Genomic DNA, 21,115 nt, shown 5'->3' with positions numbered 1-21,115 from the left:
TTGACGACGCGTATAATCATTTTTCGATGCAATACAGAAAGCTTCGTTTCCGCATTACCATGAAACAATGCCGTTGCAAGCTCAAGAAAATTACTTGCACGCCAATTATCTTCCTGCCGATGCGAATAAAAAGCCGCGCCGAAAAGAGACCGCCTGCGAATTTGAAAGACGAGAGAAGCGTTCGTCCGAAATCACCTCCGCGACGCGGCAAAAAACCGGGAGCGATGACAGTCGCCCGCAGAAGGATCACCGGCCGTTCAACTGCCCATCACGGTCTTCTGCTTTTCGATTCGGCTCGTCATCGATGAGAACAGACGGTCTGTCTCCGCCGCCGGTGCGGGATAACCGAACGCGTAACCCTGCAGGCCGTCGCAGCCGAGCTGCGCCAGCACAACGGCATGCGCCTCGGTCTCGATGCCCTCGGCGATCACCTCGACATCGAGTGCCTTCGCGATTTCCACGATCGAACCCACCACGCGCCGCTGCTCGGCCGAGCTGACGACCTCGGTGACGAGTTGCCGGTCGATCTTCAGCCGTTTCGGCCGCAGCTTGACGAGACCGATCAGCGAGGCATGGCCCGATCCGAAGTCGTCGATCTCGATGTCGATGCCCATCTGTTTGATATCGCCGATATGATCGAGCAGTTTTTGGTCGCTGTCGTCGAGGAAAATCGTCTCGACCAGTTCGAAGACGATCACGCCGGGCGGGATATCGAGTTTCCTCAGCTTGTCGAGCAGTGCAGGATCGGCAAGCCGCGACGCCGAGATATTGACGGCGATGCGCGGAACCGCAAGGCCGCGCAACAGCCAGAACAGCCGGTCTTCGAGAACGCTTTTGAGGATCGCCGCGTCGATCTCCGCCGCAAGTCCGTGCTCATCGGCAATCTTCAGGAATACCCCCGGAGCGAGCACGCCCTTCTCCGGATGTTTCCAGCGCGCCAGCGCCTCGAAGCCGATGACCTCCCGCGTCCGGGCGTCGAGCTGCACCTGATAATAGGGAAGGATCTCACCGCGCTCCAGCCCAAGCTTCAGCTCTTCGGCGAGGCGACGTTTGGAGCGCAGATCCTCCTGCAATTGCCGCGTGAAGAATTCGACGCGGTTGCGCCCGAGCTTCTTGGCCTGGTAGAGCGCCAGGTCGGATTCGGCCAGCAGGTTGCGCGCACGCCGATCGCCGCTCCAGGAAACGCCGATCGAGGCGCCGGATTGCAGCATCTCCTGGCCGAAGCGGATCTTCTTCCGCAGCCGACGCTGGACGTCCTCGGTGATCAGCTTCAGCTCAGTGAGATCGGCGAAATTGACCAGTACGATGACGAATTCATCGCCGCCAACGCGGGCGACCACGCCATTTGCAGGAATGGCGGCGGTGATTCTAAGTGCTGCGGCCCTGAGAACGGCGTCGCCAGCGGCATGACCGTGGCTGTCGTTAATCTGCTTGAACTGGTCGAGGTCAAGATGCAGCACGGCAAGCGTCGTGATGCTTTTGTCGGCTGGCAACTCCGCCAGCCGCTTGTCGAGAAGGCGCCGGTTCGGCAGGCCGGTGAGATAGTCATGATCGGCGACATGCTCGATGCGGGCATTGCTTTCCTCAAGCGCCAGCGCCCTCGCCTCGGCCACCACCTTTTGCCGCGCCAGTTCCGCGTTGAGCAGTATGTCGGCCGTCACATCCCATTCGGCGCCGATGAAGGAAGGCAGACCCTCCGCATCGACATAGAAATGCGCGCGCGAACGCAAATGGCGGATTTCACCGCTCGGCAGCACGATCCGAAATTGCGAATTATAGGCGCCGCGCGTCATTATCGCCTGCTCGAAGTCGCGTTCGGCCCGCTCGCGATCATCGGGATGGATGGCATCCGACCAAAGCGATGCCGGCACCAGCCGGCACGTCTCGCCGGTCTCGTAGAGACGATGCATCTGTGCATCCCACAAGATCCCGTCCTGCTCGATGCTGTGCTCCCAGACACCGATCTGGGATGCATCGAGAGCGAGTTCGAGCCGACGCAGAAGATCCTGGAACTCCCGTTCGGATCGTGTGGCTTTGATCTCTGGCAACGCGGTCCCAGCCTTAGAAGCTTGCATAACGGCAATATGGTCTCAAGCCGGCATTAATGAAGCCTTGTGCTGATGACCGAACTAATGACTAGGTGAACTGTTCGTTACGACTTTCCCCTTTTGGATCAAAGGACTTGCAGTCTGCGGCACCTTTAAGATCAGTGGTTGTGCCGCGGCGGGTTTTTTGCGATCTGGCGGAATTCCGCCGCTCCCTCCAGCACCGCGCCGTCCGACAATTGCGTCACCGAGCGGCGGTAGATCTGCTGCCACGGCGTCGCATCCGCCGGCACTGGCGGGATGCCGTCGCCCTTGCGCCGTTCGATCTCGGCGTCCTCGACCAGCATGTCGCAGCGCCCGTGGTTGAAGTCGATGCGGATGATATCGCCGGTACGAAGCCAGGCGAGGCCGCCTCCCGCTGCACTCTCCGGCGAGGCGTTGAGGATCGAGGGACTGTCCGCCGTGCCCGACTGGCGGCCGTCGCCGATCGTCGGCAGGCTGCTGATGCCGCGCTTCAGGAGATGATCCGGCGGCTGCATGTTGACGACCTCAGCCGAACCCGGCCAGCCGATCGGCCCGGCGCCGCGGATGGCGAGGATGGTATTTTCGTCGATACCGAGTTCGGGATCGTTGATGCGCTTGTGATAGTCCTCGGAACCGTCGAAAACCACCGCCCTGCCCTCGAAGACGCCTTCGTGCCCGGGTTCCTCAAGGTAGCGCCGGCGGAAATCCTCCGAGACCACGCTCATCTTCATGATCGCGAAATCGAAGAGATTGCCTTTGAGAACGAGGAAGCCCGCCCGCTCCTTCAGCGGCTCAGCGAACGGCTTGATAACCTCGCGGTCGCGCGCTTCCTTGCCCTCTAGGTTCTCGGCGATCGTCCTGCCCGTCACCGTGCGACAGTTGCCGGCGAGCTTTCCGGCCTGCAGCAACTCCCACATGATCGCCGGCGTACCGCCGGCACGATGAAAGCGCTCTCCGAGATAGGCGCCCGCCGGCTGGACATTGGCCAGCAGCGGGATATCGAAACCATGTACCTGCCAATCGTCGGGATAGAGTTCGACGCCGGCGTGCTTCGCCATCGCGGCCAGATGCGGCTGCGCGTTGGTCGAGCCGCCGATCGCCGAATTGGTGCGGATCGCATTCAGGAAAGCCTCGCGCGTCAGGATATCCGACGGCTTCAGATCCTCGAACACGATTTCGACGGCGCGTCGCCCGGTGCGGTAGGCCATCTGGCCGCGTTCGCGGTAAGCGGCCGGAATGGCGCCACAGCCGGTCAGCGAAAGGCCGAGCGCCTCGGCCAGCGCATTCATCGTCGAAGCGGTGCCCATCGTATTGCAGTGGCCGACGGAAGGCGCAGAATCGAGCGCCGCCTGCAGAAATTCCTCCCGATCGATCTCGCCTGCCGCATATTTCCGCCGCATCCGCCAGATCACCGTCCCGGAGCCCGCCAGCTCCCCCTCGTGCCAACCGTCGAGCATCGGCCCTCCGGAGAGCACGATCGCCGGAATATCGACCGTCGAAGCAGCCATGATCGCTGAAGGCGTGGTCTTGTCGCAGCCGGTGGTCAGCACGACACCGTCGAGCGGATAGCCGTAGAGGATTTCGACGAGGCCGAGATAGGCGAGATTGCGGTCGAGTGCCGCCGTCGGGCGCTTGCAATTCTCGAAGATCGGATGCGTCGGAAACTCGATCGGAATGCCGCCGGCATCGCGGATGCCGTCGCGCACCCGCTTGGCAAGCTCGACATGCACTCTGTTGCAAGGCGTGAGATCGCTGCCGCTCTGGGCAATCCCGATGACCGGCTTGCCGGAGCGCAGTTCTTCCGGCGTGATGCCGTAATTCATGAAGCGCTCCAGATAGAGCGCTGCCATGTCGATATGATCGGGATTGTCGAACCAGTCCTGCGAACGCAGGCGCCGCTTCGCCGAATGGCTGTCCGTCACTGTTTTTCTCCCGGCCGGGCATTCTTCTCTTCGAGATGGAGGAGCAGGCCACTGTGATCCTTTTCGCCATTGCCATTGGCGACGAATTCGCTGAATTCGGCATGCACCGCCGCCGTCAGCGGCAGCGTCAGCGACAGGGTCTTGGCCGTCTCCATGGCGGCGTTCAGATCCTTCAGCTGGTTGCTGGACGAACCGCCTGGGGTAAACTGCCGCTCGACCATGCGCTTGCCGTGCAGTTCGAGGATACGGCTCTCGGCAAAGCCGCCGCGAATGGCGTCGCGGAATGCGGCCTGCGAGCCGCCGCCCGCTTCGATCAGCATCATCGCTTCGGCGACGGCGCCGATCGTCACCGCGACGATCTGCTGGTTGGCAAGCTTGGCGAGTTGGCCTGCCCCGCTCGGACCGACGCGGGTCACCCGCCCCATCGGCGCAAAGATATCCGCAAGCCGGTCGATCACGTCCTTGTCACCGCCCGCCATGATCGCAAGCGTACCCGCTTCCGCCCCGACGACGCCGCCTGATACCGGCGCATCGACGTGATCGACGCCGCGTTCGGCAAGCCTTGCAGAATGGTCGTGGGCGAAATGCGGGGCAATCGAACTCATGTCGATGACCGTTGTGCCAGACGTCATCGCATCGACCGCTCCGCGGTCGAACAACACGTCCTCCACCGCCTCGGCGTTGGTCAGCATGGTGATGACGACGTCGGCGCCCGAGACGGCATCATCAGGTGTTTTCGCGCAGACCGCGCCGTCTTCCGCAAGCGCCTCGGCCTTGCTGAGATCCCGATTCCAGACGGTGACGGCAAAGCCCGCGCCCAGCAACCGGCGAGCCATCGGCGCGCCCATCAGGCCGGTGCCGAGAAAGGCGATCCGCCTGCCGTCATGACCTTCTCTCGAACTCGTCATTCAGTCCTCCCAACTGTTGTCCGTCTTTGATAGTCCCCTCGCCCATCGTTGCAAACCGTTTTGACGGACGTAACGCATATTTGTCACATGCCCTCGAGGGCGTCGTCCGAAGGCCGCGCGCACTTCGGCCTCATGCCCTGAAAACGATACGGGCGAGAACCGAAGTTCCCGCCCGATTTACCCGACAAAGGAAGGTTGAATTCCGTTTATTCCGCCGCGAGCCGGATGACCTCCGCCTCTTCTTCCTTGTGTTCGTCCGGCTTGTGCTGGACGAGCGGACGGTTGCCCGTCAACCGCCGCAGCAGCACGTAGAACACCGGCGTCATGAAGATGCCGAAGAAGGTCACGCCGATCATGCCGGAGAAGACCGCGACACCCATGGCCGCGCGCATTTCCGCGCCGGCGCCTGTGGAGATGACGAGCGGCACGACGCCCATGATGAAGGCGAGCGAGGTCATGAGGATCGGGCGAAGGCGAAGGCGGCTGGCCTCGATCGCGGCCTCCCGCGGTGTCCTTCCCTCGAACTCCAGTTCGCGGGCGAATTCCACGATCAGGATCGCGTTCTTCGCCGATAGACCGACAAGCACCACAAGTCCGATCTGGGTGAAGATGTTGTTGTCTCCACCGGTGAGCCAGACGCCGGTCAGCGCGGCCAGCACGCCCATCGGCACGATCATGATGATCGCAAGCGGCAGCGTCAGGCTTTCATACTGGGCGGCCAACACGAGGAAGACGAGCAGCAGCGCCAGCGGGAAGACGACGATGCTCGAATTGCCGGCCAGGATCTGCTGATAGGTCAGATCCGTCCATTCGAAGTCGATGCCCGCAGGCAGGGTCTCGTGAAGGATCTTCTCGATTGCCGCCTGCGCCTGACCGGACGAGAAGCCCGGTGCCGGACCGCCGTTGATATCGGCGGCAAGGAAGCCGTTATAGCGGTTCGCGCGTTCCGGACCGGTGCTCGGCTCCACCTTCAAGAGGGCCGAAAGCGGGATCATCTCACCCGATGCCGAACGGACCTTCAACTGGCCGATATCTTCCGGCTGGGCGCGGAATTTCGCATCGGCCTGAACGCGGACGCTGTAGGTGCGGCCGAAAGCGTTGAAGTCGTTCACATAGAGCGAACCGAGATAGATCTGCAGCGTCTGGAAGACGTCGGTGACGGAAACCCCGAGCTGCTCGGCCTTGGCACGGTCGAGATCGGCATAGAGCTGCGGCACGTTGATCTGGAAGCTGGAGAACAGCCCGGCGAGTTCAGGCGTCTGGTAGGCCTTTGCAAGCACTGCCTTGGTCGCCTCGTCGAGTGCCTGGTTGCCGAGGCCGGCACGATCCTCGATCTGCAGCTTGAAGCCGCCCGTCGTGCCGAGACCATTGACCGGCGGCGGCGGGAACATGGCGATGAAGGCATCCTGGATGACGCCGAACTTCTGGTTCAGCGCCATGGCGATTGCGCCGCCCGAGAGATCAGGCGTCTTGCGCTCTTCGAAGTCCTTCAGCGTCACAAAGACGATGCCGGCATTCGAGGAATTGGTGAAGCCGTTGATCGACAGGCCTGGGAAGGCGATCGCATTGGCAACGCCCGGCTGCGCCAGCGCGATGTCGGTCATGCGCTTGATGACGTCCTCCGTGCGGTCGAGGCTTGCGGCATCCGGCAACTGGGCAAAGCCGATCAGATACTGCTTGTCCTGCGACGGCACGAAGCCGCCGGGAACAGTGCTGAACAGACTGTAGGTCGCACCGACCAGCGCCAGATAGATCACCATGACGATGCTCTTGCGCGACAACAGCCCGCCCACGCCCTTGCCGTAGGCATTCGAGCCCGCGCCGAAGACACGGTTGAAGCCGCGGAAGAACCAGCCGAAGATAGCGTCCATGAACCGCGTCAGCCAGTCCTTCGGCTGATCATGGCTCTTCAGGAGAAGGGCTGCCAGCGCCGGAGACAGGGTGAGCGAGTTGAAGGCCGAGATGACGGTCGAAATCGCGATCGTCAGCGCGAACTGGCGGTAGAACTGACCCGACAGGCCGGAGATGAAGGCAAGTGGCACGAAGACCGCGACGAGGACCAGCGCGATCGCGACGATCGGACCGGAGACTTCCCTCATCGCCTTGTAGGTGGCAGCCCGCGGCGACAGGCCTTCCTCGATATTGCGCTCGACGTTTTCGACCACCACGATCGCGTCGTCGACGACGATACCGATCGCAAGCACCAGTCCGAACAGACTGAGCGCGTTGATCGAGAAGCCGAAGACATACATGACCGCGAAGGTGCCGATGATCGAGACAGGAACGGCGATCAGCGGGATGATCGAGGCGCGCCACGTCTGCAGGAACAGGATGACGACGAGGACGACGAGCGCGATGGCTTCGAGCAGCGTGTCGATGACCTTCTCGATCGAGGCCCGCACGAATTTCGTCGTATCATAGACGATCTCGTATTTGACGCCCTCAGGCATGGCGAGCTGCAGCTGATCCATGGTCGCGTTCACATTGTCCGCGATCTCGATCGCGTTCGAACCTGGCGCCTGAAGAACGGCGACGGCGACGGCCGGCTTGCCGTCGAGCAGCGAACGCAGCGTGTAGTCCGCAGCACCGAGCTCGATGCGGGCGACATCGCGAAGGCGGGTGATCTCGCCATTGGCGCCCGTCTTGACGATGATGTTGCCGAACTCCTCGGGCGTGCGCAGGCGGCCCTGGGCATTGACGTTGAGCTGCAGGTCCACACCGGGCTGGCTCGGCGATGCGCCGATGATACCGGCGGCGGCCTGGATGTTCTGGGAGCTGATCGCGCTGCTGATGTCGCTGGCGGCAAGATTGTGCTCGGCGGCCTTCTGCGGGTCGATCCAGACACGCATGGAATAGTCGCCGGCGCCGAAGACCTGTACCTGACCGACGCCTGCGATGCGGGCGAGCCGATCCTTGACGTTCAGGGTCGCGTAATTGCGAAGATAGGTGATGTCGTGATTGTTCCCGTCGGAGACGAGGTTGACGACCATAATGAAGTTGGGTGAGCTCTTGACCGTCGTGATGCCGAGCGAACGGACTTCCGCCGGCAGGCGCGGTTCGGCCTGTGAAACGCGGTTCTGCACGAGCTGCTGCGCCTTGTCGGGGTCGGTGCCGAGCTTGAAGGTAACGGTGACGTTGAGCACACCGTCCGATGTCGCCTGGCTGGCCATATAGAGCATGCCTTCGACACCGTTGATCTGCTCTTCGAGCGGCGTTGCCACCGTTTCGGCGATGACGGACGGGTTGGCGCCAGGATAGGTAGCGCGCACGACGATCGACGGCGGCACGACCTCCGGATATTCGGAAATCGGCAGCGCGCGCAGGCCGATCAGGCCGGCAACCAGGATGAGGACCGAAAGAACGCCGGCAAAGACCGGGCGGTCGACAAAGAATCTGGAGATGTTCATATCAAAGCCCTCTCCGGGGTGAACATGGATGCAAAGTCCCTCTCCGGCGGTTTGGGAGCCGCCGGCGGGTCGTATCATTTCGAATATTGGCCCTCCCCCTCAGGGGAAGGCGAGAGTCTTTACTGCGCGGTCGCGACCTTCTCTTCCATCTGAGGCGCGACGACTGCGCCTGGACGGATGCGCTGCAGACCGTTGACGACGATCTTCTCGCCGACGTTCAGGCCGCCCTCGACCACCCGCTGACCGTCAGCCAGTGTGCCGAGCTGGACCTGCCGATAGGCGACCTTGTTCTCAGCATCGACGACGAAGACGAACTTCTTGTCCTGGTCCGTGCCGACGGCGCGGTCACTGATGACGATCTTGTTCTCTGCCTTCGGCTGGCCCATGCGCACCCGCACGAACTGACCGGGGATGAGACGTCCGCCCGGATTGTCGAAGACGGCGCGCACGCCGATCGTTCCGCTTGATGCATCGACCTCGTTGTCGATCAGTTGCAGCTTGCCCTTGATCGGCGTGCCGCTGTCGGTCAGCGTGCCGACCTCCACCGGGATCTGCTCGACGGCAGGCAGGGCGCTATCCGTCTGCGGAAGCTGGGCAAGCGCGCGCGTCACCATCTCTTCGCTGGCATTGAAGCTCGCATAGATCGGATCGACGGAAACGAGCGTCGTCAGCGCCGGCGAGGTCGAACCGGCGGCGACGAGATTACCGGCGGTCACCTCGATCTTGCCGATGCGGCCGGAAACCGGAGCTCGCACCTGCGTATAATCGAGATCGAGCTGGGCCGACTGCAGTGCAGCCTGCGCCGAACGCAGCCCCGCCTGAGCCTCGGCCAGCGAACTCTGGCGCTGATCGAGATCACTCTGGGAGATGGTGCGGTTGTCGGAAAGCCTGCGGCCGCGGTCGAGTTCGGTCTGCGCCAAGCTGACCTTGGCTTCGGCCGAAGCGACCTGGCCTTGCGCCTGCGCCACGCTCGCCTGGTAGGGGGCCGGGTCGATGGTGAAGAGCAGGTCGCCCTGCTTGACCAGCGCCCCTTCGCGGAAAGCCACCGACAGGATGGCGCCGGCAACACGGGAACGCACCTGCACCCGGTCGACGGCTTCCAGACGGCCGGAGAAACTTTCCCAAGCCGTCACGTCGTGCGCCGCAACGACGGCCACCGTCACCGGCACAGCGGGAGCCTGTGCGGGGGCGGAAGCGGCCGTAGCGGTCGTGCTCATCGGCAGTTCGAAAAACAATGCAGCGCCGGAAACGGACGCAATAAGGCCTATGCCGGCGCCCACAAGGGCCCAGCGCTTCTTTCTGGACGTCATCGGTACTCTCCTTGCGGCTCAAGGCCGCCGAAATATCAGGTCTTCTTCAATGCAATTGCGGTTGAACGCTTACGTCCCGAAGGAAGCTTCCGAAATGGTGGCTGACGTTTTCCTGCCAGTCGGGCGCTCCGTCGGATTTCCCACCATAAATCGAGGGCCAGCCCGTCCCGGCGGGAAGGACATGCTGGCGCACACCGACACCGGCCTGCTTCAGGCGGGTACCGTAACCAATTGTCTCGTCGTGCAGAGGATCGTCCTCCGCGGTGAATATCAGCGCCGGCGCAACGCCCGAAATACGCGAACAGAGGCAAGGCGCCGCGTAAGGGTGGCAACCGCCGCCGCTTAGATAGTGGCTCCAGCCCTCCGTCCAGCGCTGGCGCATGCCGATGGCTTCGGCCTTGCGGATCGAGGACGTGCCCATGAAGGGATCGAGCAGCGGCGAAATCAGGACCTGGCCGTCGAGCGCATCCGGCATCTGGTCGCGCGCCTTCAGCGCCACGCCGGCGGCGACATTGCCGCCCGCTTCTTCCCCGGCGACGAAGAGCAGCGACTTGCGGTCACCGAGACCGGCGCGTTTGTTGGCGAGATAGGTGAAAACGGAGAAGGCGACTTCCAGCGCCTTTGGAAATAGATTGCCGGAAAGGCTGCTGTAATCGGCGGCAACAACGATAGCGCCGGCCTTGGCGAGGCTCATCGCCACCGGCCGGTCGACGTGTGTGTCGCTATCCAGAAACGCGCCGCCATGCAGGTAAAGCACGATCGGCGGACCCTTGCCATAATCGGCGCCCATGTAGATACGTGCGGAAACGGGGCCGATGGCCACCTTATCCAGCATCATATCTTTCAATTCCACCGTCATGGGTCTGGTCTCTTTTGCGCTTTCGGTGTCAAGCAGACAGAGCGAGCCCGCTTGCATTTTGTACAAAAAAGATATTGTTATTCCATTCGGGGAATAAGAAGCGATATCGCGATAACACTGTTCCAGATCCCGAACAATGGTGCAACGCAAACTGCGGAATTGAAACCGATGGATCAGCTTTCGGCAATGCGCGTCTTCATCCGCGTCGTGGAGACAGGCAATTTTACCCGCGCCGCCGACATGCTCGCCATGCCCAAGGCGACGGTGACCAATCTCATCCAGGGCCTGGAAGCGCATTTGCGCACCAAGCTTTTGAATCGGACCACGCGCCGGGTCATGGTGACGACGGACGGCGCGCTTTATTACGAACGCGCCGCCCAGATCATTTCGGAACTGGAGGAGCTCGATGGCAGCCTCTCTAATTCACAGAGCCTGCCGAGCGGACGGCTGCGTGTCGAGATGGCCGGCGCTTTCGCCGATTGGATCGTCGTTCCGGCACTTTGCGATTTTTATCAGCGTTATCCCGATATCCGTATCGACCTCGGTGTCGGCGACCGCACGGTCGATTATCTTGCGGAAAATGTCGATTGCGCGCTGCGGGCCGGCACGCCGGCCGACCAATCGCTGATTGCGCGGCGCGTCTCCGAAGTCGAGATGATCACCTGTGCATCGCCGAGCTACATCCAGAAATTCGGCATGCCCGAACGGCCGGAGGATCTGGAGGCGGATCATTACACCGTCAACTATTTCCGCGCCCAGAACAACCGGACGCTGCCCTTCGAATTCCGCAGGCACAACGAGGTGATCGAGACCAGCCCGCGTTACATCGCCTCGGTCAACGATAGCCGCACCTATCTAACGGCGGCGCTGACGGGCCTCGGCATCGCGCAGGTGCCGATCTTCATGGCGCGCGAGCCGATGGCAATGGGCGAACTCGTCCGCGTGCTGCCGGATTGGCGTCGCGATCCGCTGCCGCTTTACGTCGTCTACCCGCCGAACCGCCATCTCAGCAACAAGGTGCGCGTCTTCGTCGACTGGCTGGTGAAGCTTCTAGTCGAGGCGAGACTGAACGACGTCTGAGCGCTAAAACAAATACGGCCCGGAAGGCAGGGGAAACCTTCGACGGGCCGCAATCTACAACTCTGAACATCAAGCCTGTCGCACCGTAGCAAAGGCCCGGCAGGCTCTGGAGGTTCGCAAAGAGAGTGGCAGGGAATTCCACTCTCTCGCGATAAGGCAGATATACGCACTCCCCGCAGGATTGTAAGGAAAAATTCCGCCATCACGTTCACATAATTGCGATGATGGCTTGGCCCCAGGTTCCCCGCGCGGTTGTTCCCGCGCGCCGCGGTTGGGCCAGGTTTAATTCCCGACGGCCGGCTTCAACAGGTCGTCGAGGCCGATGCGGCGGAACAATTCCGCCCGGACACGATCGGCGACGCCGTTGACGATCTCGGCGCCGTCCTCGGACGGATCGATATGGACGCGGAATGGCCGGGTGCCAAACGGCTTGCCGACGACATCGACGATGGCCGCGGCAACCGCGCCGGCATCGGCGTCGGCAGGTTCGAGCGCTGCCAGGCCCTGCAGCGCCTGTTCCGGCACGCCCTTGTAGGGTCCTTCATTGTATTCGGCGGCGCGGGCGGTATCATCAGGCGAACCGGAATGGGCGAAATGGTTGGTGCCCTTGGTGAAGGCGCCGGGCACGATAATCGAGGTCTCGATGCCCCAGCGGGTCAGCTCGCCGGCATAGGAGACGGCAAGTGAATCCATCGCCGCCTTGGCGGCAAAATAGGGCGAGAGGTAGGGAGGCGTGCCGCCGCGGCTGCTCGACGACGATACCCAGACCACCAGGCCCCTGCCTTGCCTGCGCAGATGCGGAAGTGCCGCGCGGTTGACGCGCTGGGTGGAGAGCACGTTGATGTCGAAGAGCTCAGCGAACTGTTCCGGCGTGAAGGCTTCGGCCGGGCCGAAGGACATATGGCCGGCATTGTGAATGATGACATCGAGGCGGCCCGCATCGGCGATGATCCTGGCGATACCTGATACAACCGACGCGTCGGAGGCGACATCGAGTTCGACCGAGCGCAGATCGACGTTGTTGTTCCTGGCAAATTCAGCCGCATCGGCGATGGCCGGAGCGTTGCGGCCTTCCGTGGCGCGCATGCCGGCATAGACGGTATGGCCGGCCTTGGCGAGGGCGCGGGCGGTGAGCGCGCCGAAACCGCTGGAAGCGCCGGTGATGACGATGACTTGTTTGCTCATGGTCCTATTCCTTCTGGATTCGATTGGGGTTGCTTGAAGTGGAAACTTTGAGTTGGCGGCAGCCTGGAGACCGCCGCCGGTCTTTCGTCAGATCACGCCGCCATTGGCGCGCAGCGTCTGGCCGTTGATCCAGCCGCCGTCCGGGCCGGCGAGGAAGGCAACTGCAGATGCGATGTCTTCCGGTGTGCCGAGGCGTTCCAGCGGGTTCATCTTCGCCGTGCGGGCGATGAGTTCGTCCGACTTGCCGTTGAGGAAAAGGTCGGTGGCGACAGGACCGGGCGCGACGGCGTTGACGGTGATGTTGCGGCCGCGCATCTCCTTGGCCATGATCGCCGTCAGCGTTTCCACGGCAGCCTTGGTCGCGGCATAGACGCCGTAGGTTTCGAGCTTCAGGCCGACGACTGAGGTCGAGAAGTTGACGACCCGTCCGCCGTCGCGCAGACGCTTGGCTGCCTCGCGCAACGTATTGAAGGTGCCCTTCAGATTGACGCCGATCTGCCGATCGAAATTGGCGTCATCGGCCTCGGCGAGCGGGGAGAGCATCATGATGCCGGCATTGTTGACCAGCACGTCGACGCCGCCGAAGGCGGTTTCCGCGGCATCGAACATGCGGCGGACGGCCTCGGCATCGCTGACATCGGCTTTCGCCGTCAGCGCCTTGCCGCCGGCCTGCTCGATCTCCTTTACCAGTTCCTCGGCCGGAGCGGCATTGCCGGAATAGTTGATGACGACGGTGAAACCGTCATTGGCGAGGCGTCGGGCGACTGCCGCTCCAATGCCGCGGGAAGCGCCGGTGACCAGTGCCACCTTGCCGTTTTCGTTGGAAGCCATTGTCCTTCTCCTACATCCTGCGCCGCAGCGCGTTTTCGATGGGGAGAAGATACACCTGTTCATTCTGCGGATAATCATGCATTCTTCGGCATCACTATCCGGGATTGACGAACAAACAGATGGACAGATTTGATGCCATGCGCGTGTTTTGCCGTGTCGTGGAACGCCGCAGCTTCACGCTTGCCGCCGAAGACACAGGCCTGCCGCGCTCGACCGTCACCGACGCGATAAAGCAGCTCGAAGCCCGCCTCGGCGTGCGCCTGCTCCAGCGCACGACACGCCATGTCAGTCCGACGCTTGACGGCGAGGCCTATTACCAACGCTGCCTGTCGATCCTTGCCGATATCGAGGATGCCGAAGGCGCCTTTGCCGGCGCCAAGCCGAAGGGCATGCTGCGTGTCGACGTACACGGCACGCTCGCTCGCCATTTCGTACTGCCGAGCCTGCCGTCCTTCCTGGAGACCTATCCTGAGATTGAATTCTACATGAGCGAGGGCGACCGGCTAGTCGATCTCGTGCGCGAAGGCATCGATTGCGTGCTGCGCGTCGGCACGCCGCAAGACAGCGACATGGTCGCCCGGCGCGTCGCCATGCTTGATGAGGTTACACTCGCCTCTCCCGATTATATCACCACCCGTGGCCTGCCCCAGCATCCCGACCGGCTTGCCGGCCATCGTATGATCGGCTTCCGTTCAAGCAGCACGGGCAGCCTGCTGCCGCTCGAATTCATCGTCGACGGCACGGTGCGTGACGTTTCCATTCCCGCTACCGTCGCGGTCAACGCCGCCGAAAGCTATATTTCAGCGGCGAGGATGGGCCTCGGCATGATTCAGATCCCGCGCTATCACGCTGAAAAAGACCTGGCCGAGGGAACGCTGATCCATGTATTGCAGGATTTTCCGCTGACTCCGACACCGGTTTCCCTGCTCTACCCCCGCAACCGCCAGCTTTCGCCGCGCGTGCGCGTCTTCATCGACTGGCTGGTGAAGGTCTTCGCTCGACAAAATTCCGAAAACGCGCTTCACTAAAACGCGCCTTGCTAATATGAGCGCCCTTGGAGAACGGCCATGGCACTCAACGATATCACCGTCTACCAGACGGAAGACGGCTTCGTCGTCGAATTCGGCGGCGAAGGCGAAGACAGCATTGCCGTGACGCTGCGCAGCACGCCTGAGCTGACGTCGGAAAACGCCGTCTTGCGTGCCAAGGCCCTGCTTGCCGCAGCGATCGAACCTGCCCATGGCGACGGCGCGCGCAGCAAGGATCCTGCTTTGCTCGAAGAAGAGCTGGAAGAGGGCCTGGAAGATTCCTTCCCGGCGAGCGACCCGGTCTCGGTCACATCATCCTCGATCCCGATGCGCGATCCGAATGCCGGCCGCTGATCCCTATCGCGCAAACGCATGAAACGGTTTCGGGATGACGGTGAGCGCGCTGAATGTTATCTGCGTCTGATATGACCGACGGTGGAACGATATCAGGCGCGGTCGGCGCCGGCCCCCTTACGGGCGAAAGCCTCCGGAAATTTTTCAAGCGCGATGCGATCACCGTCTCTCGCGACCTGCTCGGCTGCCAGCTGACCGTGGACGGCGTCGGCGGGCGCATCACCGAGACCGAAGCCTATTTCCCGGATGACGAGGCCTCGCACAGCTTCCGCGGCCCGACCAAGCGCAATGGCGCCATGTACGGCAAGCCGGGCAATGTCTACATCTACCGCATTTACGGCATGTACTGGTGCCTGAATTTCGTCTGCCATCCGGGCTCGGCTGCACTCATCCGCGCCCTGGAGCCGGAAACGGGAATCCCTCGGATGATGGAGCGGCGCGGCACTGATATGCTGACGTCGCTCTGCAGCGGCCCCGGCAAGCTCTGCCAGGCGCTCGGCATCGATATCGGGATCAATGACCAGCTGCTCGACCGCCCGCCCTATGCGATCGCGCCGTCGGCCCCGGTGCCGATCGTCTCGGGAAAACGCATCGGCATCACGAAAAATGCCGAAGCACCATGGCGCTTCGGCATTCAGGGATCGCGTTTTCTCAGCAAGCCGTTTCGCTAGAGCATGATGCCGAAAAGTGTAAGCGGTTTTCGCGCGACATCATGCTCCAACTATTTAATTTATAAGAAAATTCCAGGAAAAGTGCGAAGCGGTTTTTCGTCCGGAATTGCGCGAATCTGGAGTTCATTCCATGACGGCGCTGTGGTCGACGGCGGGTGCTGCCTTCGGCTTGCGCAGCAGCAGCACCAGCGGAATGACCGCAAGCGACATCAGCATCAGCAGCTTGAAATCGTCCATGTAGGCGATGATCGTCGCTTGCAGCGTGATGATCTCGTTGAGCGAAGCACGGCCGGCCGCCGTCACCGGGCTCAGCCCCTGCGCCGCCACCGCATTGAAGGCGTGGTTAAACGGCGTCACATAGGCCGCGATCGATTCATGATTGCTCTGCGTGTTCTCGACGATCAGCGCCGAGACGATCGAGATGCCGACCGCCGAGCCGATGTTTCGCGACAGGTTGTAGAGACCGGTGCCGTCGCCGCGCATATGGGCGGGCAGCGTGGAAAAAGCGATCGTCGTCAGCGGCACGAACAGAAAGCCGAGGCCGGCGCCCTGGATGAAGCCGACCGAGACGATCGTCCATTGCGAGACGTCGGGTGTCCAGCCGGTCATGTCATACATCGCCCATGCGGTGAGCCCCAGGCCGAGCGCCAGCAACGCGCGCGTATCGACCTTGCCGACCAGCCGCCCGACGATGAACATGCAGAGCATGGTGCCGAGCCCGCGCGGCCCCATGACGATGCCGGCTGTGATAACGGGATAGCCCATCAGCGTCTGCAGATAGGGCGTCATCAGCGCCAGTGAGGCGAGATAGGTAATGCCGACCACGAAGATGAAGATCATGCTGATCGAGAAGTTTTGATCGAGGAACAGCTTCGGGTTCACGAAGGATTTCTCCGCCGTCAGAGTATGCACGATCAGCAGATAGAAGGCTGAGGCGCAGATCAACGCCTCGAGCATGATCTCACCGGAAGAGAACCAGTCGAGCTGCTCGCCGCGGTCGAGGAAGAGCTGCAGCGCGGCGATGCCGAGGCTCATCATCCCGAAGCCGAACCAGTCCAGTTTGGCGAGCAGATCCCTCTTGGTCTCGGTGACGTAGACGACAATGCCCATGAAGGCCAGCGCGCCGATCGGCACGTTGATATAAAACACCCAGCGCCAGCTAATATTGTCGGTCAACCAGCCGCCGATGACGGGCCCAAGCACCGGCCCGACCATGACCGAGACGCCGAAAAGGGCCATCGCCGAGCCGCGCTCCTCGACCGTATAGATGTCGAGGAGGATGCCCTGGGAAAGCGGCACCAGCGATGCCCCAAACAGGCCCTGCAGCAGACGGAAGGCGACGATCTGGTTCAGCGATTGCGCCAGGCCACAGAGAACGGAGGCCGCCACGAAGCCGGCAATGGCGACGAGCAGCACGCGTTTGCGGCCGAACTTGGCGGCAAGAAAGCCCGACGGCGGCGTCATGATGGCCGCCGCGACGATATAGGAGGTCAGCACCCAGTTGATCTGGTCGGCAGAGGCCGACACGCTGCCCTGGATATAGGGCAGCGCCACGTTGGCGATCGTCGTGTCCAGCGCCTGCATGATGACGGCGAGAATGACGCAGGCCGTGATCGCACCGCGATTGGCAATCGGCGTCGCCGGAGAAGCGGCAGCGTTACTCATGATCCTTGCCCTGAGGCCGGCCCAGAAGCTTGTTGACGAAATCAGGCAGGCCGCGGGCATGGCCGGTCTCGACATCGACCACCGTGCTCATGCCGACGCGCAGCGGCGGCTTGCCTTCGGTGTCCTCGATGCTGACGCGCATCGGAATGCGCTGGACGACCTTCACCCAGTTGCCCGTGGTGTTCTGCGCCGGCAGCAGCGAAAAGCTGGAGCCGGAGGCCGGGCTGATGCTCTCGACCTTGCCCTTCCATGTCACGCCGGGATAGGTGTCGACATAGATATCGGCCGTCTGGCCGGGCTTGACATAGGTAAGTTCGGTTTCCTTCGGGCTGGCGGCGATCCACAGATGGTCGGTGGCAACAAGCGAGAAGGCCTGTTGCGAAGCCTGCAGGTAGGAACCCACCTGCAGCGCGTTGACATTGGTGACGATGCCGTCGAACGGTGCCTTGACGACGCTGTGGTCGAGTTCGCGCTGGGCATTGTCGACATTCGACTTGGCCTGCAGGTAGAGCGGGTTTTCCTCGACCGGCTGGTCGGCATTGCCGCCGAGCTGGGCGAGTGTCGTTGCGGCTTCCGCCTTGGCGACGGCAACCTTCTGCTGCGCGGCTTCCAGATTGTGCTTGGCTTCGTCATAGGCCGACTGCGTCGCGCTGCCGTTGTTGACGAGGTTTTGCTGCCGGTCGAACTGATCCTGATAATAGGGCAGATCGGCTTGCGCCTGCGTGATCTCGGCAAGCGACTGCTGATAGCTGGCCTTAAGATTCATGATCTGGTTGCGCTGCGCGCCGAGCTGCGCCTTGGCGCCATCGAGCGCGATCTTGAAAGAATCCGACCGCAGGCTGAAGAGCACCTGTCCCGCCTTGACCGCCTCGTTCTCATGCACGTTGATCCGGTCGACGATACCCGAGACATCGGTGGTAAGCCCGACCATGTCGGCCTGGATATAGGCGTTGTCGGTCGACATCACCTGGCCGCCATTGACGTAATAATAACCGCCGACGACGAGCGCCACCGGCAGCAGGGCAAACAGGATCGGCCGCGTGGGACTGCGCCGGCGGCGGACCTTGTTGCCGCCAGGCGCAGCCACGGCGGCAGCCGGCGCTGAATTGGATGAAGGCGCTTCGGCTACCGTTTCCTGCTGTTTCGCTTCGTTTCCTTCGACAGGAGTCTTGGTCTTGGTCTTGGTATTGGTCTTGGTATTGGCGTCGGCAACGACGCGGAGGGGGGATTGATCAGCCATCGTTCGTCTCATTCTCGTCAACCGGGCTCCGGCATGCCTGAACCAGGTTCGTCTTCATTACGGATAGGATGTGGAAAAGCAGCTCGCGCTGCTCGGCCGAAACGCCTTGCAACGCTTCTGCGCGGGTGGTGTCGCCGAGCTCGCGCATTTCGGCGAGCAACGGGTGCGCCTCGTCGCGCATATAGAGCAGCCAGATGCGCCGGTCGGTCGGGTGCTGGCGGCGCTCGATCAGCCCGCGCTCGGCGAGCTTGTCGAGAATGCGCACCAGCGTGATCGGCTCGACTTCCAGGATTTCGGCAAGGCCGCCCTGATGGATGCCTTCATTGTTCGAGAGATAGGCAAGCGTCTGCCATTGCGACCGGGTCAGCCCAAGGCACTTCGCGCGCTGCTCGAACCGCTTGCGCAGCAGCCGTGCGACGTCGTGGAGAAGGAAACCGAGGGTCGGAGTGGCGTTCATGAAAACCTGTAACCATTATTTATAAGCATACTTATAATATCAGTAGATATATTGAGCATGCGCGCCGCACAAGGGTATGGACGGCAGATTCAGCAGCGGCGGCTAAAATGCCGCAGATCAGGTCAAACATATCCTACGGTTCCTCCTTTCGCCGCTTGCAGGCGCCGACAGTAGCCGCAGCCGAGTTCCGCCCTAATTCTGCGGCAGGAACAGCCTCCGCCGGAGGTGCGCATTGGGGAGCTCTATGGCGTTCTTCGAAAGCATGCTGACGCTGCTGCTGGTGGCGATCGTCTTTCTGCAATTCTCCAGGAAGTTCCGGATCCCTTATCCGACAATGCTGGCGATCGCCGGCGTCATCGTCGCGGCCGTGCCCTGGGCGCCGGAGGTCGCGATCGATCCCGAGCTGGCGCTGGCGCTGCTGATCGCGCCCGTGCTCTTCGACGCCGCCTATGATCTGCCGCCGAGGACGTTGAGGCGCAACTGGCTGCCGTTATTCTCGCTCGCCGCCATTGCCGTGATCCTGACGGCCGCAGCCGTCGCCACCGTCAGCGTGACGATGGCCGGCCTGCCGCTTGCCGCAGCCGTGGCACTCGGCGCCATCGTCGCGCCGCCGGATGCGGCAGCCGCGACCGCCATGCTCGACCGCTTCACCCTGCCGCGCCAAACCTATGTGATCCTGAAGGGTGAAAGCCTCCTGAACGACGCCGTGGCGCTACTGATCTTCAGCGCTGCGGTGGCAGCCGCCGCAAGTCCCGCCTTCTTCGCCGGCGCCCTGGCGGAGCTGGCGCTCGCCGTGCCTGGCGGCCTCATCCTCGGCTATCTCATGGGCCGTCTCTACATGGTCGTCGGCCTGAGGCTTGCCGGCACGCTCGGCGGCACCCTGCTCGAATTCGTCGCCACCTTCGGCACCTGGATCATCGCCGAGCGGCTGCACCTTTCGGCAATTCTGGCGATCGTCGTCTATGCGATGGTGATTGCCCGCTACATGCCCGAGCGGCAGACGGCCCGCCACCGCATTCATTCCTATTCGGTCTGGGAAGCCGCAGTCTTTCTGCTCAACGTGCTCGCTTTCCTGCTGATGGGCCTGCAGGCCCGTCAGATCGTCCTCGACCTCGATCCCGGCCGTCTGAATTTCGCGATCACTTTCGCCGCCATGGTCTTCGTCACCGTCATCGTCGTCCGCCTGGCCTGGGTGCTCTTCTATAACCGCGTCATCAACTTTCTCGCCGCGCGCGGACGCACGACACAAGCCGTTCCGACCTTCGCGACCAGCCTGCTTGCCGGCTGGTGCGGCATGCGCGGCCTCGTCACGCTGGCGACCGCGCTCGCTTTGCCGATCGACTTCCCCGATCGCGACATCATCCTGCTCTGCGCGCTCGCCGTCGTTCTCGGCACGCTCATTGTCCAGGGCCTGACGCTCGGGCCGCTGATCCGTTTCCTGAAATTCGATCCGGACACCTCCCTGGATCGCGACCTCGCCAGGGCCCGCGTCACGTTGATCGATGCGGCCCTTGCCGAACTCGCCGGCGGCGAGGACAAATCCACTCGCATCCTCCGCGACGTCTACACTTCCGAACGCGAAATCACCGCTGACGGGAAACACCCGCGCGAGGTCAGCAGGCTCGACAAGCAGCGCCGCAACGTCATCGTCGCCAAACGCCGCAGACTGGCGGCGATGCGCCGCGCCGACGAGATCGACGACGATGTCTTTCACATGCTGGAACAGGAGCTCGACTGGGCCGAACTCGCCGCCCTGCCGCCCGGCAGAGACGAGATCGTCGAGAGCTGATGCCTTCTGTGAAGTTTTGATGGATTCCGGAACCGTTACCAATTGGCATTTGCAATTTTTCGCCGCTGCCGTTTATAGTCCAATTCCATAGGGTTACGATTTTTCGGATGTGCATTGCGTGCCGGCCTTCCTTTTCCAAGGGATTGAACGCCGGGGGAATCATGGGGGCAGAGGCCCTCGTTCAAAGCAGCAAGACATGAACAGCATCACTTCATCTTGAGGTTGGCGGCAGTGAATCGGCCGTCGAGATTGGAGGACCGGTATGACTTACGCGCTTCGACAGATGGTGGTGCTTGGCTGTATTGCCGCATTCATGCCTCTCCCCGCACTGGCCCAGAGC

At 62.3% G+C, this 21,115-nt stretch carries 16 protein-coding genes; 5 read left to right on the top strand and 11 right to left on the bottom strand.

Annotated features, from left to right (window positions below):
• Positions 1 to 257 precede the first annotated feature (257 nt).
• From ACM5SV_RS21540 to ACM5SV_RS21515, 6 genes are all read right to left on the bottom strand, one after another.
• A complete protein-coding gene (locus ACM5SV_RS21540; RefSeq protein ID WP_221973062.1) occupies positions 258 to 2,075 on the bottom strand; it encodes a putative bifunctional diguanylate cyclase/phosphodiesterase in 1,818 nt (605 codons plus the stop codon).
• Between the two features lie 131 nt (positions 2,076 to 2,206).
• Positions 2,207 to 3,991 (bottom strand): IlvD/Edd family dehydratase, encoded by a 1,785-nt coding sequence (locus ACM5SV_RS21535; RefSeq protein ID WP_221973061.1) that lies wholly within the window; start codon positions 3,989 to 3,991, stop codon positions 2,207 to 2,209.
• Positions 3,988 to 4,899: an NAD(P)-dependent oxidoreductase gene (locus ACM5SV_RS21530; protein ID WP_113546037.1), complete on the bottom strand. Its 912-nt coding sequence runs from the start codon at positions 4,897 to 4,899 to the stop codon at positions 3,988 to 3,990. The genes ACM5SV_RS21535 and ACM5SV_RS21530 overlap by 4 nt, the downstream gene beginning before the upstream one ends.
• A gap of 206 nt (positions 4,900 to 5,105) precedes the next feature.
• Entirely contained in the window at positions 5,106 to 8,306 is a 3,201-nt protein-coding gene (locus tag ACM5SV_RS21525) for an efflux RND transporter permease subunit (protein WP_113546038.1), read from the bottom strand.
• 119 nt (positions 8,307 to 8,425) lie between these two features.
• Positions 8,426 to 9,616, bottom strand: a complete 1,191-nt coding sequence (locus tag ACM5SV_RS21520) for an efflux RND transporter periplasmic adaptor subunit (RefSeq protein WP_017994989.1) — start codon at positions 9,614 to 9,616, stop codon at positions 8,426 to 8,428.
• Positions 9,617 to 9,662: 46 nt separating this feature from the next.
• Complete coding sequence (locus ACM5SV_RS21515; RefSeq protein WP_113546061.1) at positions 9,663 to 10,475, bottom strand: alpha/beta hydrolase fold domain-containing protein; 813 nt, start codon at positions 10,473 to 10,475, stop codon at positions 9,663 to 9,665.
• 168 nt (positions 10,476 to 10,643) lie between these two features.
• On the opposite strand from ACM5SV_RS21515, the gene ACM5SV_RS21510 reads away from it, so the two are divergent.
• Entirely contained in the window at positions 10,644 to 11,555 is a 912-nt protein-coding gene (locus ACM5SV_RS21510; RefSeq protein WP_017994991.1) for a LysR family transcriptional regulator, read from the top strand.
• 282 nt (positions 11,556 to 11,837) lie between these two features.
• On the opposite strand, the gene ACM5SV_RS21505 is transcribed toward ACM5SV_RS21510, so the two are convergent.
• Positions 11,838 to 12,740 (bottom strand): SDR family oxidoreductase, encoded by a 903-nt coding sequence (locus ACM5SV_RS21505; RefSeq protein WP_113546039.1) that lies wholly within the window; start codon positions 12,738 to 12,740, stop codon positions 11,838 to 11,840.
• A gap of 87 nt (positions 12,741 to 12,827) precedes the next feature.
• Positions 12,828 to 13,571 carry an SDR family oxidoreductase gene (locus ACM5SV_RS21500; protein WP_222015845.1) on the bottom strand — a complete coding sequence of 248 codons (744 nt, stop codon included), beginning with the start codon at positions 13,569 to 13,571 and terminating at the stop codon, positions 12,828 to 12,830.
• Between the two features lie 119 nt (positions 13,572 to 13,690).
• Here ACM5SV_RS21500 and ACM5SV_RS21495 point away from each other — a divergent pair, with 119 nt between their 5' ends.
• Genes ACM5SV_RS21495 through ACM5SV_RS21485 form a run of 3 tightly spaced genes read left to right on the top strand, consistent with a single transcriptional unit; the run spans position 13,691 to position 15,624 of the window.
• On the top strand, positions 13,691 to 14,599 hold the full coding sequence (locus ACM5SV_RS21495; protein WP_222015844.1) for a LysR family transcriptional regulator: 909 nt from the start codon (positions 13,691 to 13,693) through the stop codon (positions 14,597 to 14,599).
• Positions 14,600 to 14,638: 39 nt separating this feature from the next.
• On the top strand, positions 14,639 to 14,953 hold the full coding sequence (locus ACM5SV_RS21490; RefSeq protein ID WP_012758722.1) for a hypothetical protein: 315 nt from the start codon (positions 14,639 to 14,641) through the stop codon (positions 14,951 to 14,953).
• A 53-nt stretch (positions 14,954 to 15,006) separates the two neighbouring features.
• A complete protein-coding gene (locus tag ACM5SV_RS21485) occupies positions 15,007 to 15,624 on the top strand; it encodes a DNA-3-methyladenine glycosylase (protein ID WP_222015842.1) in 618 nt (205 codons plus the stop codon).
• Between the two features lie 123 nt (positions 15,625 to 15,747).
• On the opposite strand, the gene ACM5SV_RS21480 is transcribed toward ACM5SV_RS21485, so the two are convergent.
• Genes ACM5SV_RS21480 through ACM5SV_RS21470 form a run of 3 tightly spaced genes read right to left on the bottom strand, consistent with a single transcriptional unit; the run spans position 15,748 to position 18,986 of the window.
• A complete protein-coding gene (locus tag ACM5SV_RS21480) occupies positions 15,748 to 17,289 on the bottom strand; it encodes a DHA2 family efflux MFS transporter permease subunit (RefSeq protein ID WP_138330175.1) in 1,542 nt (513 codons plus the stop codon).
• Positions 17,282 to 18,529, bottom strand: a complete 1,248-nt coding sequence (locus tag ACM5SV_RS21475; protein ID WP_222015841.1) for an HlyD family secretion protein — start codon at positions 18,527 to 18,529, stop codon at positions 17,282 to 17,284. Before ACM5SV_RS21475 ends, ACM5SV_RS21480 begins: the two co-directional genes overlap by 8 nt.
• On the bottom strand, positions 18,522 to 18,986 hold the full coding sequence (locus ACM5SV_RS21470; protein ID WP_012758726.1) for a MarR family winged helix-turn-helix transcriptional regulator: 465 nt from the start codon (positions 18,984 to 18,986) through the stop codon (positions 18,522 to 18,524). The genes ACM5SV_RS21475 and ACM5SV_RS21470 overlap by 8 nt, the downstream gene beginning before the upstream one ends.
• A gap of 244 nt (positions 18,987 to 19,230) precedes the next feature.
• Between ACM5SV_RS21470 and ACM5SV_RS21465 the strand changes: the two genes are divergently transcribed.
• Positions 19,231 to 20,775 (top strand): cation:proton antiporter, encoded by a 1,545-nt coding sequence (locus ACM5SV_RS21465; RefSeq protein WP_012758727.1) that lies wholly within the window; start codon positions 19,231 to 19,233, stop codon positions 20,773 to 20,775.
• The last annotated feature ends 340 nt before the right edge of the window (positions 20,776 to 21,115 follow it).

Origin of the sequence: Rhizobium sp. CRRU65 (assembly GCF_048551595.1) — a bacterium.
GTDB lineage: Bacteria > Pseudomonadota > Alphaproteobacteria > Rhizobiales > Rhizobiaceae > Rhizobium > Rhizobium leguminosarum_J.
The sequence above is the reverse complement of the archived record's forward strand: the minus strand, read 5'-3'. Positions and strand labels throughout refer to the sequence as shown.